Below are 17079 nucleotides of genomic sequence, written 5' to 3'. Positions count from 1 at the left end.
AAAAATGGGAAGACGCTCTATCATCTAATTGTACACTTCAAGATGAACATCTAGAGAGAGAGGTCTTCCCATGGATATTATATCAATAATTGCTGGATTATTAAAGGATACAAAGAGTCTTATCGAATTTGAAGAACAGCTTAAACTTCTGATGCAGAAGGCTTTTACACAATGGGTTGGGGAAATATTTGAAGAGTTAGATAAAACAATTAAACAGGAGAAGTTAGAGGAGGGCTGGGTGTACTGCCGGAGTGATAACAGAAACATTCAGTTTCTATTTGGAAGTGTGACCTTTAAACGCTCATTAATGCATGACAAGAGAGGAAATTCCCATTATCCTCTGGATGAATGGTTAGGGCTGGTACCACACCAACGATACAGCCCGTTAGTGGAATTAAAGGTGGCAGAGTTGGCAAGTGAGAACACCTATCGGGAAGTAGCTGATATTTTAAAAGAGTGGACAGCAGTGAGTCTTAGTCACACAACTGTAGGGAACATGGTAAAACACGTAGGGAAAACTCAGGCGGAAGCCGATAAGGCACTTGTAGAAGAGCTAGAAATAGCTGTTTCCCTGCCTGAGGGGAAGAAGGTAGACTACCTGTTTTCTGAAGCAGATGGTGTATTCGTTCGGGGACTAAAAAAGAAACAGAGTATGGAAGTCCACCACGCCATTCTCTATGAGGGATGGCAAACCAATGGTAAAAGGGTCTCCCTGCGTCAGCCCACAGTCATCATGACAACGGAAGCCATCCAGACATTTTGGGATGAAGTCCAAGCCACAGCTGCCAACACCTACTCCCTCGAAAAAACGCATGTCATTACAAACAGTGATGGAGGTGCGGGATACACAGCTGAACGGTTTCAAACAGCTTTCTCACAGTCGGAATTTCCGGTGCTCAACCAGCTGGATACCTACCACGTTGCACAAGCCATCATAAGGACATTTGGGGGCGGAAAGAGCGAGATCAAGGAGCAAATTAGAAAAGCGATTAGAACGCATGACCTGGACCAATTCACGTTATATTTGGATACGCACGAAAGCACCTTGACGGATAAAAAGGCTCTCAAGAAAATCAAGGAATTCCGTTCGTATATCTTGAAAAACTGGGACCGCATTTTTGACTGGAGAGACAGGGTGAAAAACGTGCCGGAAGGTGCGAGAGGCCTAGGAGCGATGGAATCGAATCAAAGGCATATCTCCTTCAGGATGAAAAAAAGGGGCATGCATTGGAGTGAACTTGGCGCAGAAGCCATGGTGAAAATCAAACAAGGCATACTCAATGGGACATTGAGAGAAGTCTATCTGAAACACCGTTCAAGAAGCGAGAGAAAGCAACGGAACTTGAAACAATTAATCAGGATGTCTCAACTACTCAAGCAGCCTGTACGCCCGTCAGTGGGCGTAAAGCACGGATCAGTTGCCCTGCATTCAAGCAGTTCATCGGCAATGGGACATTTAAGCAAAATATTAGAGCTTTCGTTTTAAGCTTGGCTCAGTGGGGACTGATCGTTGAGGCGCGCGAAATTTACGAGACTCCTGCGGGAAAAGCGAGCCAGGAGAGACCCCGCAGCGAGGTACGAGCGAGGAGGCTCGCCGGCCGCCCGCGGAAAGCGAGTGAATTTCGCGCGCCTCAACATCCCCGTTATCCATCTTTATACGGAAATATTACATCTTTTCCGAAAATTACACCGAGCAAGTAAAGCACGGTAGCCGAAAGTGTACAAAAAGAGTGTCTTGGAATACCCGATATTTAAACCTTGTCGAGAAAAACTTGACACATACGAAAAATATTTGGGGAATGACATGCACTCGTGACTATGATATAATATTTTATTGCGTATAACAGGAAAAAACAATACTAGGAGTGTTTTCATGTCAAATTATGAAGCAGGAAATGTATACACCGGAAAAGTGACTGGAATTAAGCCGTTCGGCGCGTTTGTAGCGCTTGATGAAGAGACACAAGGCCTTGTCCATATTTCCGAAATTAAACACGGGTATGTCAAAGATATTCACGATTATCTCCACATCGGGGATGAAGTCAAAGTAAAAGTGTTGTCGGTAGACGAAGAAAGCGGCAAAATCAGTCTTTCCATGAAAGCAACGGAAGAAGCGCCGCATCAAGACACAAGGAAACCGCGCCGGCGCCAAGGTGCCGTGAAAGCCGCCGAAGAGTCCGGAGAAGGTTTCAACACGCTGCGCGATAAGTTAAAAGAATGGATTGAAAAATCAAAACGTGAAGATTTGATTAAAAAATAATCGGGCGATTCCGGGCATACAGATTGTCCGGATTTTTTTTATCCGAAAAACGCCGGGTCTGCGGGGGATAAATCCGGTGTATGGATCTCAGTTCCGCCGTGAGCTGGCTACAAATCCCACTTACGCCGCTGCCCAATTTAAAGTGCGATGCAAACCGCTTGTACGCGCAAGCCCGCCGGATGAATGGCGGGCGCCGCCGTTTCTATGCAGAATAGTTTCTTACCACGATTTGCCGGGTGAATCCGTCTGAAACCACGTGCCATGTTGCTATGCAGAATAGTTTGCCTAACGCGGGGAAATCTGCCCGCGTATTATTCTATATATAGCGGGATATAAATGGTCAATTCCGGTTCATCGCTTAAAGGTTCGTATGTTGCCGGATAATCTTCACGGTGCTCAAGCTGCCCCTGAAAGACGGTATAGCCGTTTTTCCTGATCCATTTATACAATTCGGCATACGCTTTTTGCACGCCTTTGCCTTTATATTTCGCAGCCGCAAATGTATACGAAGGAACAGTCAGGGCTGTCATGCCTTCCGGAACCGCTTCTATGTAGGCCACTTCGCGGACAAGGTAAAAGGAAAACAAGCCATCATCATCCTGCGGGTGGTAGGAAAGCCCGATCACAACACCGGGATCGGTGCAATGACGGATTTCCCCCATTTTTTGCTTAAATTGATGGAAAAATCTTTTGATATCACCGTTTGCCGCCTGCTCGAAGGTACCGGTCCATTTGCTCCCGACCGCGTTAAATGCGTGTTTCTGAACAATTTGAATTTCCAAGCTGCACACTTCCCTGCTAATCTTTATAGCTTCATTTTAAATGAAAAAAGAAGCGGGCGTAAAGGGAAAAAAGATAAAAAAACACCAAAAAAGGCAGGCATGCTGCACTGCCTTTGCTACAATGAATACGGTTTCCCACGGCCGGATCACTTATCTCGTCGGTTTTGCCTGGGTAGTACGTTCCACTTCGGCATCCGGTTTGAAAAGCAGGCCGAGGTTAATCAGGCCGCAAATGCCGACAATGCTATAAATGACCCGGGAGATCGCGGAATTGTCCCCAAAAATGGCCGCTACCAGATCAAAGTTGAAAAAACCGATAAGGCCCCAATTGATCGCGCCGATAATCGTGAAAATTAACGCAATTCTTTGTACAATGCTCATTTTTTTACCTCCTTGTTCAATGTACAGGAATAGCATGGCAAGAATCCGCAAACATTATGCATGCAGGAAATGTGAGAAATTCGTTACATTCCTTGCGAAAAGGGTAAAGATTCGATAAAGTGGAGATGGTAAATCGATAACAGGAGGATCTGGACAATGACGCATATTCAGTTTGATTATTCAAAAGCGCTCGCGTTTTTTAACGAACATGAAATTACATACTTAAGCGAACCGATTCGATTGGCCCATAAGCTTTTACATGAAAAAACCGGTGTCGGCAATGATTTTACCGGCTGGCTGACATTGCCAAAAGATTATGATAAAGAAGAATTCGCCCGTATCCAAAAAGCAGCGGCAAAAATCCAAAGTGATTCCGACGTGCTGCTTGTGATCGGCATCGGCGGTTCTTATCTTGGTGCCCGTGCCGCAATTGAAATGCTCAACCACAGCTTTATGAACGTGCTGCCGAAAGAAAAACGCAAAAACCCGCAAATTTTCTTCGTCGGCAACAGCATCAGCTCCACCTATATGAAAGATTTAATGGACGTTCTGGAAGGCAAAGATTTCTCCATCAATGTCATTTCCAAATCCGGAACAACGACAGAACCGGCGATTGCTTTCCGTATTTTCAACAAACTGCTCATTGAAAAATACGGCGAAAAAGAAGCAAAAGGCCGCGTCTATGCGACAACGGACCGCGCAAAAGGAGCATTGAAAACGCTGGCTGATGCGGAAGGCTACGAAACATTCGTGATTCCGGATGATGTCGGCGGCCGTTACTCTGTTTTAACGCCTGTCGGTCTGCTGCCGATCGCAGTAAGCGGCGTCGATATCCAAGCGATGATGGACGGGGCGGCAAAAGCCGTTGATGATTTCTCGAACCCTGAAGTAGCGGAAAACATTGCCTACCAATATGCGGCTGTCCGTAATATCCTGTACCGCAAAGGCAAAACGATCGAAATGCTGATCAACTACGAACCGGGGCTGCAATATTTCTCCGAATGGTGGAAACAATTATTCGGCGAAAGTGAAGGGAAAGACCAAAAAGGCATCTATCCTTCTTCCGCAAACTTCTCGACCGACTTGCATTCCCTTGGCCAGTATGTCCAGGAAGGTCGCCGCGACTTGTTTGAAACGGTCGTAAAAGTAGAGCAGGCGCGCGAAGAACTGACAATTGAAAAAGAAGAAAACGATTTGGATGGTTTGAACTACTTGGCCGGCCGTACCGTTGACTTTGTGAATAACAAAGCATTTGAAGGTACATTGCTTGCCCATACAGACGGCGGCGTACCGAACCTGGTGGTCTCCATTCCGAAAACCGATGCATACACATTCGGCTACCTCGTTTACTTCTTTGAAAAAGCCTGTGCGGTAAGCGGCTATTTGAACGGCGTCAACCCGTTCGACCAGCCTGGTGTGGAAGCATATAAGAAAAACATGTTCGCACTCCTCGGCAAACCGGGCTATGAAGATTTGAAAGCAGAACTCGAAAAACGTTTGAAATAATGCAGAAAAAAAGCAGGGCAATGCCAGCCCTGCTTTTTTCTTGGATAAGGCAAACGCAAGCCAAAACTTCCAGCTGATTCAGATGAAGCCGCTTCTCAAAACGAAGCAATCTTCGTAGTGCAGCATATCAGATGTAGCATAAGGTGCAAGCCGCTTTATAAAAATGCGCAATCTGCAAGGCACGGGATCAGCTGCCTTACCAATTTGGCCGTCCACTGCTGAACATCCGCCTGCACCGGTTCTCGGTTATTTTATCGCCAATTCGCTGGAAAATTTTCCCGGCAAACTTTTGAATGGTTACTTGCCTTTTTCCAAAACGACAAATAAATGCTCTTCATCCGTAATGGTATAATCCAAGGGCGGATTGATCATGGTGTCATCCCTCGATTGGATGCCGATTAAAATTTTTCGCTCTTTCTGCAGCTGCCGGCTCAAATCTTTTACCGTCAAATTCCGCCACTTCGGCTTCACCGGAATAAAGTCAAGATGGTTTTTTTCCTGCTGGTTCAATAACGACAAAAGCGTATCGGACATCCCGTTTGAAATCAGGCTGTTCAGCATGACAAAGCTTGCCTGTATATTTGCCTGGATCACTTCATCCGCGCCCGCCCGCTTGGCATTTACTACCTGGTCGGCTGTCTGGATTTCCACAATACAATATGCATCCGGGTTCAAGCCTTTGACAGCAAGCAGTGTCAGGACTGCGCCCATGTCTGCTTCCGTCTCCGTTTTATGCTGGTCGGACGTGATCAGCACTGCCTTCGCCGCCCGGACATTTGCTTTTTTCAGCGTCTCGTCCTGATACGGCTTTCCTTTTATAAAATACACATTATCATAAGGATAAGGGTTGGATTCAAGTGTTTCATCCACCAATACAATGGGCTGCCGCTCTTTTAATTCCATGAGCTGCCCGATTACTTTTCTGGCGCGTTCGTTCCAGCCGATAATGACCATTTGTTTTCCTCCCGTAAACGCCGCTTTTCCTTCCAAAAAAGCGTTTTGCCGTTTAGCCGTTGCACCGGCCAGCGCCACGAAATAGGCAGACAGAATGCCGGCACCCGATAAAATGAGGATGATGCCGATCACCCGGCCCGCAAAAGTGACCGGGTACAAATCCCCGTAACCGACTGTTGCTGTCGTGATGACTGCCCACCAAACACCATCAAACACCGTCGGGAAAGTTTTCGGTTCGACAAAATGGATGGCCAGCCCGAATACAAAGATCACAGCAAGGGCCAGGTTCAATATCCGGACAATGATCGGCCAGCGTAAAAAACGGTAATAAAAGAAATGAAACATACCGTCCACTTCCTTTTTTAGTATCTTCATTAGTATTCCCCGGCCGCAATGCGAAAAAACAAGGCGGCAAACGGGAAACTATTTTTTTAAAGTATGTGTAAAATTTTACTCGAAGGGCAGATGAGTGGAAAAAAATGGGAAGACGCTCTATCATTTAAATGTACGCTTGTGGGCGAATACATTTAGAAAGAGGTCTTCCTATGGATATTATATCAATAATTGCTAGATTATTAAAGGATACAAAAAGTCTTATTGAATTTGAAGAACAAGTTAAAATTCTGATCCAGAATGCCTTTACGCAATGGGTTGGGGAAATATTTGAGACGTTAGATAAAACAATTAAGCAAAAAAAGCTGGAGGATGGCTGGGAGTACTGCCGGAGTGATAACAGAAGCATTCAGTTTTTATTTGGAAATGTGACCTTTAAACGTTCACTAATGCATGACCAGAAAGGGAATTCACATTATCCTCTGGATGAATGGTTAGGGCTTTTACCATACCAACGATACAGCCCGTTAGTGGAGTTAAAGGTGGCAGAGTTGGCAAGTGAGAACACCTATCGGGAGGTAGCTGATATTTTAAAAGAATGGACAGCAGTGAGCCTTAGTCACACAACTGTAGGGAACATGGTGAAACACGTAGGGAAAACGCAAGCTGAAGCCGACAAGGCACTTGTAGAAGAGCTAGAAATAGCTGATTCACTACCTGAGGGAAAGAAGGTAGATTACCTGTTTTCCGAAGCTGATGGTATATTCGTCCGGGGACTAGAAAAGAAACAGGGTTTGGAAGTCCACCACGCCATTCTCTATGAAGGATGGGAAACCAATGGCAAAAGAGTCTCTCTACACCATCCCGTTGTTATCATGACGACGAAATCCATCCAGACATTTTGGGATGAAGTCCAAGCTGTAGCAGCCAACACCTATTCCCTAGAAAAAGCTCGTGTCATTACAAATAGTGATGGAGGTGCGGGATACACAGCTGAAAGGTTTCAAACAGCTTTCTCACAGTCGGAATTTCCGGTGCTCAACCAGCTGGATACCTACCACGTTGCACAAGCCATCGTAAGGACATTCGGGGGCGGAAAGAGCGAGATCAAAGAGCAAATTAGAAAAGCGATTAGAACGCATGACCTGGACCAATTCACGTTATATTTGGATACGCATGAAAGCACATTGACGGATGAAAAGAGCCTTAAGAAAGTCAAGGAGTTTCGTTCGTACATCCTAAAAAACTGGGACCGCATTTTTGACTGGAGGGACAAGGTAGAGAACGTACCGGAAGGTGCGAGAGGCCTGGGGGCAATGGAATCAAATCAAAGGCATATCTCATTCAGAATGAAGAAAAGGGGGATGCATTGGAGTAAAGCTGGCGCCGAAGCCATGGTAAAGGTGAAACAGGGCATGCTTAACGGGACATTGCAGGAAACCTATCTGAAACACCGTTCAAGAAGCGCGAGAAAGCAACGGAGCTTGCAACAATCCATCAGGATGTCTCAACTATTCAAGCAGCCTGTACGCCCGTCAGTGGGCGTAAAGCACGGATCAGTTGCCCTGCATTCAAGCCGTTCATCGGCAATGGGACATTTAAGCAAAATATTAGAGCTTTCGTTTTAAGCTTGGCTCAGTGGGGACTGATCGTTGAGGCGCGCGAAATTTACGAGACTCCTGCGGGAAAAGCGAGCCAGGAGAGACCCCGCAGCGAGGTACGAGCGAGGAGGCTCGCCGGCCGCCCGCGGAAAGCGAGTGAATTTCGCGCGCCTCAACATCCCCGTTATCCATCTTTATACGGAAATATTACATCTTTTCCGAAAATTACACCGAGCAAGTAAAGCACGGTAGCCGAAAGTGTACAAAAAGAGTGTCTTGGAATACCCGATATTTAAACCTTGTCGAGAAAAACTTGACACATACTTTTTAAAAAAATAGTTGCACAATCATTTTTTGCATTGTATAATAACATTGTCGCTGATGAAAAACGGTGATCATGACAAAACGGGGCATTAGCTCAGTTGGGAGAGCGCTACATTCGCATTGTAGAGGTCGGCGGTTCGAATCCGCTATGCTCCATTCCCAACTTTATATCACGGGGCATTAGCTCAGCTGGGAGAGCGCTTGCATGGCATGCAAGAGGTCAGCGGTTCGAACCCGCTATGCTCCATCACACAAAACGTCCACCCTGTTACAGGTTTGGGCGTTTTTTCGTATATGCGCCCCTGAGGAAAAATAAAATTAACCCCTGTGAAACTGTCACGTTATAGCCCCCAATCCGACAAAGCTTGAGGTCCGGGACCCAAAGCTGCTTCCCCGGCTGCCAAATCCTTTTTTATCATGATCCTGCTTTGCCTCACATATATTTTTACCAAATCCCTGAAGTAAGGAGGTGCGGCCTTGCTTGTCCTTAACGGAAGTGATGTCCTCAAATCGGCCTCCATGCAGGAAATGGTTGCAGCTGTAGAAGAAGCATACCGCATCTATGAAGAAAACGGTTATCAAATGCCACTGCGCACGCATTTTACCATCCGGAACCACTCCGTCCTTTTTATGCCGTGCAGCACAAATGAGGCAGCCGGCGCAAAAATCGTCTCGGTTTTCCCGGGCAACAAGGACCGGCCGGTGACACAGGGCGCTGTCATTTTGGTTGACAGCAGGAATGGATCCATGAAAACGCTTATGGACGGCACGGTTTTAACCGGGCTCCGGACCGGGGCAATCGGCGGGGCGGCGGCAAAATATCTTGCGCCTGGCGATGCCAAAACGGCCGGGCTTATCGGCACGGGTTATCAAGGGCTGTATCAGCTTGCCGGCGTTTGCACCGCACGCAACATCGAAAACATTTTTTTATTCAACCGGACACCTTCCCACATTCCCCCATTTATTCGCCGGTTCAAAACGCTCATTCCAAATATCCCGGTCCATACAGCCAAATCCGCCCGCGAACTTGCCGAAAACGCCGATATCCTCATTACGGCAACATCATCTGCCACACCTGTACTGCCGGAAGAAGACCTTTACGACGGAAAGCTTGTCATTGGCATCGGTTCATACCAGCCGCATATGCGCGAATTTCCTGATGCGCTTTTGAAAAACTTGAAATCGATATATATCGACTCGCACGATGCCGCAAAGGAAAGTGGGGATGTGGACAGCCGGCTTGAAACCATTCCGTTTTCCAAAATTGTCACGCAAAAAGTAAAGCCGGATCCAAACACGCTACAGGTTTTTAAATCAACGGGCATGGCCCTGTTTGACCTGGTGGCTGCAGAAACGGTTTACGAAAAAGCCATACAGCTCGGGATCGGGCAAATGCTCGATTTTTAAAGGGGGAACAGCGCATGGAAAAATATTTGAATTACATTGACGGCGAGTGGTGCAAACCGTCAACGGGAAAATTTGCCCCGGTTGTAAATCCTGCAAACAGGAAAACATTGGGCGAAGTGGCGCAGTCCGAAGCACCGGACCTTGACCGCGCCGTCCAGGCTGCCAAAAGCGCGCAAAGCATGTGGCGGCTCGTTCCGGCACCTGAGCGCGCAAACTATTTATACAAAGTCGGAGAACTGTTAAAACAAAGAAAAGAACAGATCGCGCGCACGCTTACAAGCGAAATGGGCAAGGTGATCGATGAAGCGCGCGGGGAAGTGCAGGAAGCGATCGACATGGCCTTTTACATGGCAGGGGAAGGGAGACGCCAATTCGGTGATACCGTGCCATCTGAGCTGCAAAATAAATTTGCGATGAGCATCCGTGTGCCGGTTGGCGTTGCCGGGCTGATCACGCCGTGGAATTTTCCGATCGCCATTGCTTCCTGGAAATCACTGCCGGCGCTTGTAACGGGGAATGCGGTGATTTGGAAGCCAGCTACGGAAACGCCGGCCACAGCATGCGCATTTGTAAAAATTTATGAAGAAGCGGGACTCCCAAAAGGGCTTGTCAATCTTGTCCACGGCTCCGGTTCCGTGATTGGCGGAGCGATGGTGGAACATCCGGGCATCGGCCTCATCTCTTTTACCGGCTCGAATGAAGTCGGGCGTAAAATCAATGAACGGGCAGGCGGCCTTCTGAAACGGACTTCGCTTGAAATGGGCGGGAAGAACGCAGTGATTGTCATGGACGATGCGGATCTTGATCTAGCGGTGGACGGCATCCTTTGGGGTGCATTTGGCACGAGCGGGCAAAGATGCACGGCTACAAGCCGGGTCATTGTCCATGAAAAGATCAAAGATGCACTAGAAGAAAAGCTGATCCGGCGAACGGCGGAATTGAAAATCGGCGACGGCCTAGATGAAACGGTGGCAGTCGGCCCGGTTATCAATGCAGAAGCGCTCGACCGCATCCACCAGTATGTTGAAACCGGCAAAAAAGAAGGGGCAAGGCTGCTTACAGGCGGGCGCATTTTGCCGGGAAAAGGATATTACTATGCGCCGACCGTTTTTACGGATGTCAGCCCGGAAATGGTCATTGCACAGGAAGAAATTTTCGGCCCGGTTGTTTCGATCATTCCGGTAGCAGGCCTTGAAGAAGCGATTGCCGTTAACAACAGCGTCACTTTTGGGCTGTCGAGCGGCATTTTTACAAAAGATGTGAATAAAGCTTTTCAGGCGATGCGTGATTTGGATACCGGGATTGTCTACATCAATGCCGGGACGACGGGGGCTGAAATCCATCTCCCGTTCGGCGGGACAAAAGGAACGGGCAACGGGCACCGCGACTCGGGGCCGGCAGCGCTTGATGTATACACGGAATGGAAAGCCGTGTATGTCGATTTCAGCGGGAAACTGCAGCGCGCCCAGATCGACAATCATTAAAGGGGGGATGGGATGAAAAACAAGGCGGATGTGATCATTGTTGGCGGCGGGATTATCGGTTCGAGTGTGGCGTACCATTTGCTCGCGGACGGGTTTACCGGCAGGATCATTGTGTTTGAAAAGGACCCCTCCTATGCATATGCGTCAACCCCGCGGAGCGCAGGCGGCATCCGGCAGCTTTTTACAACGGGGATTAATATTAAAATGAGCCGGTACAGCCTTAAAGCCTATCAAAATTTCACCCGTAACATGGCCATCGGGAACGAAACTTTTGAAATCGATTTGAAACAGCGCGGATACTTATTTCTAGCGGCAGAAAAAATGAGGCCGCTTTTTGAAAAGCAGTTAAAGCTCCAGCACCAAAACGGCGTCTTATCTGAATGGCTTGGGAAAACAGAGCTTGTGGCGCTCATTCCCGAATTAATCACGCGTGATCTTGCAGGCGGGCTGTACTGTGCGGAAAGCGGGTATTTGGACCCGTACACGGCGATGCAAGGGTTTATAAAAAATGCGAAACATCTCGGCGCGGAATATATTTATGAAGAAGCGGACTGCTTTTTGGCGGAAGAGGGCCGGATAAAAGGCGTGCGGCTCAAAGATGGCCGGGCGTTTTTTGCGCCTGTTGTCGTGAACTGTGCGGGCGCCTGGGCTTCCGGATTGAGCAGCAAAGCCGGATTGCCGCTTCCGATTATACCAGTACCGCGGCGGATTTTTATGTTTGATGTGAAAAAACCGCTTACAAAACCGTTGCCGCTGACAATGGATCCGACTGGTGTCTATTTCCGGCACGAGGGGCGCAAAATCATTGCCGGATACGGGGAAGAGGAAAAGCCGGCGATCGACTTCAGCTGGAAGCGGTCCGAATTTGAAGAGCAGATTTGGCCTGTTCTTGCGCAGCGCATCCCGAATTTTGAAAAGGTAAAAGTCGAACGCGGCTGGGCCGGCCTTTATGACTACAATACTGCCGACCATAATGCCATCATCGGCGAGCATCCGGAAATGAAAGGGTATTTTGCCGCGTTCGGGTTCAGCGGGCACGGTATGCAGCAGGCGCCGGCCGTCGGAAAGGGGCTGTCGGAGCTGATCCGGACCGGAAAGTATGAAACCATTGATCTTACACCGCTCCGGGTCGAACGGTTTGCGGAAAACGACCTTGTTACAGAAGATGCCATTTATTAAAAGGGCATCTTCTGTTTTTGCCAAATTTTCCAAACCACATGTTATAGTTATAATAACGGAGAGGGAGGGAATACAATGGAGAAACATTACGATGTTATTGTCGTTGGTACCGGTTCAATGGGAATGGCAGCCGGTTATTTTCTGGTAAGCCAGGGTGTAAAAACGCTTTTGCTGGATGCTTTTGACCCGCCGCATACATCCGGCAGCCACCACGGCGAAACGAGAATCATCCGCCATGCCTACGGGGAAGGGCGGGATTACGTGCCGCTCGTGTTGCGGGCGCAAACGCTTTGGGATGAACTGGAAAAGGCCTCCGGAGAAAAGATTTTTGCCAAAACCGGCGTCCTCAGTTTCAGCCCGGAGGATCATGCGGCCTTTTTAAACGAAGCAGTCGAAAGCGCAAATACATACAACCTCCCGATTGAAACGATGGCCGGCGCGGAAGTGGAAAAACGCTGGCCCGGCATTTCGCTTCCCGCGGGCTACCGTGCCATTTATGAACCGGATGCCGGCGTCCTGTTTCCGGAAAACTGCATCCGCGCCTGCCGTAAACTGGCGGAAGCAAAGGGTGCGCGCCTGCTTGCCAATACCCAGGTTACAGATCTGAAAACCGACGGCCGGACTGTCACTGTTGTAACAGAAAGCGGCACATTCACCGCTGAAAAATGCATTGTCAGCGGCGGTGCGTGGAACGGGAAACTGCTTGAAAACTTAGGGCTCAATTTGCCGCTTCAGCCGGTCCGGAAAACGGTCGGCTGGTTTGAAGCGGACGAAGCGCTGTTCAATGCAGATGTGTTTCCGGCTTTTACAATGGACGGATACGAAGGAACATACTACGGTTTTCCAAGTTTTAATGGAAGCGGCGTGAAAGTCGGGCGCCATGACGGCGGGCAGGCGGCAGACCCTGATACAATGAACCGGGAATTTGGCGCATACCGTGAAGACGAAGGAGATATCCGGGCCTTTTTGAAAACATACATGCGGGGGGGGGGCAGCCGGCCGCTTAAAAAAGGGAAAAGTATGCTTGTACACCAATACGCCGGATGAACATTTCATCATCGATACCCTTCCTGTATATCCCAATGTGGCCATAGCCGCAGGATTTTCAGGACACGGCTTTAAATTTGCAAGCAGTGTCGGAGAGATGCTCAGCCAAATGGTGTTAAAAGAAAATGCCGAAAGCCCATTGCCGCTTTTTTCAATTAACCGGGTGGCTCTTGCATGATCATCATCGCAGCGTACACAGCCGGACAGAAAAAATAGTTTTTTTCATGAAGGAGGAAAAATGTTTTTATCGTATCCGATTTTATCCGCTTTACTTGGAATGCTTGTAGCACAAATCATAAAAGTGCCCATTCATTTCATCACATCAGGGAAATTTGACTGGAGAATGGCGTTCAGTACAGGCGGAATGCCCAGTTCGCATACCTCGATGGTCATTGCCCTTACAACGGCGATCGGGCTGACTTCCGGATTCGGTTCCAATGCCTTTGCCATCAGCATCGTGTTTTCATCCATTGTCATTTACGATGCCACCGGTGTGCGCAGGCAGGCCGGCTTCCATGCAGAAGTGCTGAACCGCCTGCTCGCCGACTTTAACCGCCTCATGGAGACAATGAAAGATCCGGAGACAACAAATGCGGAATCCCGGCAGAAACTGAAAGAACTTTTAGGGCATAAACCGGCAGAAGTATTTTTCGGGATCATTACGGGCATCCTCACTGCCGTGTTGGCATTCATATTTTATCCGTTTTAAAATCGCAAAAAAAGAAAGGCGGCGAAAAGAGACAACGCCATTAAAAAAGTGATTTTGTATTACCGTGCATACAACATATAGAATGCAAAAAGACGTTGAAACACAAATAGCAGGAGTGTGTCAACGTCTTTTTTATTTTTGCAGTGCTTTTTCAGTGGCTTCAAAGAGACAACGCCGCCTTTTAAATTGGGCTTGGAAAGGATGCCAAACATGATTTTAGGAAAAGCTCTGCGCACCTTCAACATGCGGATGGCCGGGGCCGGATGCGTCAATAAACGTTATCCCCGCAGCAGCGATTCCGTCCCGTCGATATAGATGTCTGTGCCGCTAATATGGCTGGAATCGTCCGATGCAAGGAACAAAACGAGATCGGCAACTTGTTCCGGTTTTCCCGGCCCTTCGGAAAGCGGCTGGTCGCCCTCCGGAAATTCAACCGGAATTTGCACTTTCTCGAGCGCTTCCGTACGGTTCGTGTTTTGCTCGATTTTTGTTTCAATCGCCCCCGGGCAAACAGCATTGACCCGGATTTTATAGCGGGCAAGTTCCAAAGCGGCCATTTTCATAAATGCTACCTGCCCGGCTTTTGAACTGCTGTAGGCGGACATGCCGATGTTGGAAAAAATACGGTTGCCGTTGATCGAGCTTGTGATGATAATGCTGCCGCCGCTATTTTTCATATGCGGGATTGCATATTTTGTCAGGAGAAAAGTCCCTTTTAAATTGGTCGACAACGTTTGATCCCAGTCATCCGGGGACAAATCTTCAATCGGTGTCACTGTCCCGTTAATGCCGGCATTGGAGAACACGATATCCAGCCGGTCCCATTCTCCGACTGTCTTGTCAATGGCCGCTTTCACCCGTTCCGGATCAGCGACGTCGACTTCCAAAGCCATTGCCTCCCCGCCATTTTGTTCAATCCGTCTTTTCACCTCATCCGCCCGTTCCTGTTCAATATCCATTACGCAAACTTTTGCGCCTTCTGCAGCCAGTTTCAAAGCGGACGCTTCCCCGATGCCGGAACCGCCGCCGGTTATAATCGCTACTTTATCTTTCAATCTCATCTTCACTTACTCCTCTCCGATGGAATACGACAGTAGTTTACCCGTTCTTCAACTGTTTGTAACAGACAGGATAGAAAAGAGAAGCCGGGCTTTGCCGGAAAAGCATGACGAAGGGGTCAAAATGGAAGAAGGGGACCATTCGATTGGGTGTTTTCCCGGGGCAAATGGGCACGCGCTGCCGTTTATGAATAAGACATTAGCGTTCGGAAAAACGGCCGTTTCCATGCACCGGAGCAATATCACCTCATATTGATTGTACGGATTTTTACGATATAATCAATATATACGAAATTTTTCCGCACAAAGTGAGGTGAATGGATATGGCCAAGCAAAACAAAGCTTTCAAGTTTCGTTTGTTACCAAACAAAGAACAATCCGCATGATTAGCTAAGACATTTGGTTGTGTTCGCTTTGTCTACAATAAGATGTTAGCTGAACGCAAAGAAACGTATGAAAAGTTCAAGGATGATAAAGTCCGGCCTGCAAGTAAGAACAGATGATGAATTCGGCATTTTCAATGAAAACTGCCGGATTTTTTTTTCATACATGTTAAAATAGAAGGTGTATTTAGTTGAAAACAAGGCAGGTGTCCGTTTTGTTTCCATTTTTCCACCGAAAAAGAAAGGAAGAGCATATTTTTGCGCCAATGGGAGGAGAGGTGACGCCGATTGAGGATGTGCCCGATCCCATCTTTTCCAAAAAAATGATTGGAGACGGCGTGGCAATCAGGCCGTTAGAGGGGCGTGCCGTTTCCCCGTTTGACGGCGAGGTGATCCAAGTATTTCCGACAAAGCATGCAATCGGGTTGCGCGGGGAATCAGGGCTGGAAATTCTGATTCATATCGGACTGGAAACGGCTTCGCTTGAAGGAAAGGGTTTTGAAACGATTGTGCAGGCGGGGGACACAGTTAAAAAAGGCGATCCGTTGATTCGCTTTAATCTGGAATTTATCAAAGCCAATGCAGCGGATACGATTACAGCGATCATCATTACAAACGGAGAGCTTGTAAAATCGCTCGAAAAAAGCACCGGGGTTGAGGCGGTTGCCGGGCAGACGGAAATCATGCGGGCTTGTCTGTGAAACCAAAAAGCAGGCTCGAAGCAAGCGGCGGGGAAGGTGGTGCAAGCCGGGGTGCCCTGCGCCGCAAAAAGAAAAAACAGGCTTGTGCAAGCCTGCTTCTTACTTGTATGGTTCGCATGCGTATCCGTCCTTGTCGCCGTCCATATAGGAGCGATAAGCAGGGTTTGAACGCGGCACGCCGTCTGGATATTGTTTGCGCAGTTCCGTACAGTTTTGGAAACCGCTGCTCCCGCTGCTGGAACGGCTCTCCCCGCCGGTAGCACTGGATGCGGAACTGCCTTTTTCGCACCCGTTAAAACCGCGGTCTGTTGCATACCCGGGTTGCGACCAGACCCTGAGCTTTTCGTTTTTAGCCCGCTGTTCGGCTTTTTTGAAAGTGCCCAAATATTGATAGGGCGGTTCATACACATAGGCCACGCGCGCGTACCCTTCTTTCAGCAGCTTTTCCTGCACGGACTTGCCGTTTACGAATACATAAGCGAGGAGCCGCCCGTATTTGTCGCGTTTTGCCCCGTGATCAAATTCGATCGTCAGTTTGCCGCTTGAAACGAGCTGCTTGTTCCGGTAATAGGCCGCTTTTGCATACGGCTGTACGCACATACCCGGTTTTTTTGATTCCGGCGTGTCAACGAGCAAATAGCGGACCGTCTCTTCTTTTCCATGATAATAAATCTTAATCGTGTCCCCATCGGTAACACCGGCAAGTTTAACAGCAATTTGCTTGCCTGCCGTTTGCCGGTTTTCTCCCGGCCCGGTATTTGTTTGTTGCGCTGTTTTTGGTTCTGTGCCCGTTTTTGTGCTGTTTTGATGCAGCCCGCACCCTGCAACGGCGAGCATCATAGCCAAAAAGAGCGTGAACCAGCCTGCTGTTTTTGTCTTCATTTCCCCTTCTCCTTGCTTTTAAAAAATGTAGCGCCCTTATTTTACCATTTCAAGCGGGTTTCTTTAAGCAATCCATTTGACAATAATA

The 17079-nt window shown here is 48.2% G+C and carries 14 protein-coding genes, 2 tRNA genes and 2 pseudogenes; 13 read left to right on the top strand and 5 right to left on the bottom strand.

Features of this window, described 5'->3' with window-relative positions:
• Positions 1-70 precede the first annotated feature (70 nt).
• Both NSQ19_RS10735 and yugI read left to right on the top strand, forming a co-directional pair.
• On the top strand, positions 71-1486 hold the full coding sequence (locus NSQ19_RS10735) for an ISLre2-like element ISBco6 family transposase (RefSeq protein WP_308928167.1): 1416 nt from the start codon (positions 71-73) through the stop codon (positions 1484-1486).
• A 387-nt stretch (positions 1487-1873) separates the two neighbouring features.
• Positions 1874-2260 (top strand): S1 domain-containing post-transcriptional regulator GSP13, encoded by a 387-nt coding sequence (gene yugI, locus NSQ19_RS10730; protein ID WP_133536779.1) that lies wholly within the window; start codon positions 1874-1876, stop codon positions 2258-2260.
• Positions 2261-2571: 311 nt separating this feature from the next.
• Here the strand turns inward: yugI and NSQ19_RS10725 are convergent, their stop codons facing one another.
• Together NSQ19_RS10725 and NSQ19_RS10720 are read right to left on the bottom strand one after the other, a co-directional pair.
• Positions 2572-3051 (bottom strand): GyrI-like domain-containing protein, encoded by a 480-nt coding sequence (locus NSQ19_RS10725; RefSeq protein WP_234969587.1) that lies wholly within the window; start codon positions 3049-3051, stop codon positions 2572-2574.
• A gap of 141 nt (positions 3052-3192) precedes the next feature.
• Complete coding sequence (locus tag NSQ19_RS10720; RefSeq protein ID WP_340702827.1) at positions 3193-3423, bottom strand: DUF378 domain-containing protein; 231 nt, start codon at positions 3421-3423, stop codon at positions 3193-3195.
• Positions 3424-3579: 156 nt separating this feature from the next.
• Here NSQ19_RS10720 and NSQ19_RS10715 point away from each other — a divergent pair, with 156 nt between their 5' ends.
• Positions 3580-4929 carry a glucose-6-phosphate isomerase gene (locus NSQ19_RS10715; protein ID WP_013860095.1) on the top strand — a complete coding sequence of 450 codons (1350 nt, stop codon included), beginning with the start codon at positions 3580-3582 and terminating at the stop codon, positions 4927-4929.
• A 297-nt stretch (positions 4930-5226) separates the two neighbouring features.
• On the opposite strand, the gene NSQ19_RS10710 is transcribed toward NSQ19_RS10715, so the two are convergent.
• On the bottom strand, positions 5227-6228 hold the full coding sequence (locus NSQ19_RS10710) for a potassium channel family protein (protein ID WP_017553444.1): 1002 nt from the start codon (positions 6226-6228) through the stop codon (positions 5227-5229).
• A gap of 200 nt (positions 6229-6428) precedes the next feature.
• Here NSQ19_RS10710 and NSQ19_RS10705 point away from each other — a divergent pair, with 200 nt between their 5' ends.
• From NSQ19_RS10705 to NSQ19_RS10670, 8 genes and pseudogenes are all read left to right on the top strand, one after another.
• Positions 6429-7844 (top strand): ISLre2 family transposase, encoded by a 1416-nt coding sequence (locus tag NSQ19_RS10705; protein ID WP_340702407.1) that lies wholly within the window; start codon positions 6429-6431, stop codon positions 7842-7844.
• Positions 7845-8224: 380 nt separating this feature from the next.
• Positions 8225-8297 (top strand) — tRNA-Ala (locus NSQ19_RS10700).
• A gap of 18 nt (positions 8298-8315) precedes the next feature.
• Positions 8316-8388: transfer RNA gene (locus NSQ19_RS10695), tRNA-Ala, on the top strand.
• Positions 8389-8618: 230 nt separating this feature from the next.
• Positions 8619-9548 (top strand): ornithine cyclodeaminase family protein, encoded by a 930-nt coding sequence (locus NSQ19_RS10690; RefSeq protein WP_046722000.1) that lies wholly within the window; start codon positions 8619-8621, stop codon positions 9546-9548.
• 14 nt (positions 9549-9562) lie between these two features.
• Positions 9563-11032: an aldehyde dehydrogenase family protein gene (locus NSQ19_RS10685; protein WP_258921254.1), complete on the top strand. Its 1470-nt coding sequence runs from the start codon at positions 9563-9565 to the stop codon at positions 11030-11032.
• A 12-nt stretch (positions 11033-11044) separates the two neighbouring features.
• The gene (locus NSQ19_RS10680) at positions 11045-12211 is read left to right on the top strand and encodes an NAD(P)/FAD-dependent oxidoreductase (protein ID WP_340702826.1); all 1167 of its coding nucleotides are present in this window, start codon (positions 11045-11047) and stop codon (positions 12209-12211) included.
• A gap of 75 nt (positions 12212-12286) precedes the next feature.
• Positions 12287-13436 (top strand): annotated as a pseudogene (solA, locus tag NSQ19_RS10675) (N-methyl-L-tryptophan oxidase).
• A 60-nt stretch (positions 13437-13496) separates the two neighbouring features.
• Complete coding sequence (locus NSQ19_RS10670; protein WP_017554802.1) at positions 13497-13967, top strand: divergent PAP2 family protein; 471 nt, start codon at positions 13497-13499, stop codon at positions 13965-13967.
• A 278-nt stretch (positions 13968-14245) separates the two neighbouring features.
• Here NSQ19_RS10670 and NSQ19_RS10665 read toward each other — a convergent pair whose 3' ends face one another.
• The gene (locus NSQ19_RS10665; protein WP_265114946.1) at positions 14246-15028 is read right to left on the bottom strand and encodes an SDR family oxidoreductase; all 783 of its coding nucleotides are present in this window, start codon (positions 15026-15028) and stop codon (positions 14246-14248) included.
• A gap of 320 nt (positions 15029-15348) precedes the next feature.
• On the opposite strand from NSQ19_RS10665, the pseudogene NSQ19_RS10660 reads away from it, so the two are divergent.
• Together NSQ19_RS10660 and NSQ19_RS10655 are read left to right on the top strand one after the other, a co-directional pair.
• A pseudogene (locus NSQ19_RS10660) lies at positions 15349-15501 on the top strand (helix-turn-helix domain-containing protein); the annotation flags it as partial.
• A 98-nt stretch (positions 15502-15599) separates the two neighbouring features.
• Positions 15600-16109 (top strand): PTS sugar transporter subunit IIA, encoded by a 510-nt coding sequence (locus tag NSQ19_RS10655; RefSeq protein WP_019721441.1) that lies wholly within the window; start codon positions 15600-15602, stop codon positions 16107-16109.
• Between the two features lie 99 nt (positions 16110-16208).
• On the opposite strand, the gene NSQ19_RS10650 is transcribed toward NSQ19_RS10655, so the two are convergent.
• Positions 16209-16991: a thermonuclease family protein gene (locus tag NSQ19_RS10650; protein ID WP_340702825.1), complete on the bottom strand. Its 783-nt coding sequence runs from the start codon at positions 16989-16991 to the stop codon at positions 16209-16211.
• Between the last annotated feature and the right edge of the window lie 88 nt (positions 16992-17079).

Origin of the sequence: Weizmannia sp. FSL W8-1119 (assembly GCF_038008605.1) — a bacterium.
GTDB lineage: Bacteria > Bacillota > Bacilli > Bacillales > Bacillaceae_C > Weizmannia > Weizmannia coagulans.
This window is presented reverse-complemented; position numbering and strand designations above follow the sequence as displayed.

Coding starts and splice junctions, on each gene's coding strand:
- yugI (WP_133536779.1), top strand. CDS start 1,874: ATGTCAAATTATGAAGCAGGAAATGTATACACCGGAAAAGTGACTGGA.
- NSQ19_RS10705 (WP_340702407.1), top strand. CDS start 6,429: ATGGATATTATATCAATAATTGCTAGATTATTAAAGGATACAAAAAGT.
- NSQ19_RS10650 (WP_340702825.1), bottom strand. CDS start 16,991: ATGAAGACAAAAACAGCAGGCTGGTTCACGCTCTTTTTGGCTATGATG.
- NSQ19_RS10670 (WP_017554802.1), top strand. CDS start 13,497: ATGTTTTTATCGTATCCGATTTTATCCGCTTTACTTGGAATGCTTGTA.
- NSQ19_RS10715 (WP_013860095.1), top strand. CDS start 3,580: ATGACGCATATTCAGTTTGATTATTCAAAAGCGCTCGCGTTTTTTAAC.
- NSQ19_RS10710 (WP_017553444.1), bottom strand. CDS start 6,228: ATGTTTCATTTCTTTTATTACCGTTTTTTACGCTGGCCGATCATTGTC.
- NSQ19_RS10735 (WP_308928167.1), top strand. CDS start 71: ATGGATATTATATCAATAATTGCTGGATTATTAAAGGATACAAAGAGT.
- NSQ19_RS10680 (WP_340702826.1), top strand. CDS start 11,045: ATGAAAAACAAGGCGGATGTGATCATTGTTGGCGGCGGGATTATCGGT.
- NSQ19_RS10665 (WP_265114946.1), bottom strand. CDS start 15,028: ATGAGATTGAAAGATAAAGTAGCGATTATAACCGGCGGCGGTTCCGGC.
- NSQ19_RS10685 (WP_258921254.1), top strand. CDS start 9,563: ATGGAAAAATATTTGAATTACATTGACGGCGAGTGGTGCAAACCGTCA.
- NSQ19_RS10720 (WP_340702827.1), bottom strand. CDS start 3,423: ATGAGCATTGTACAAAGAATTGCGTTAATTTTCACGATTATCGGCGCG.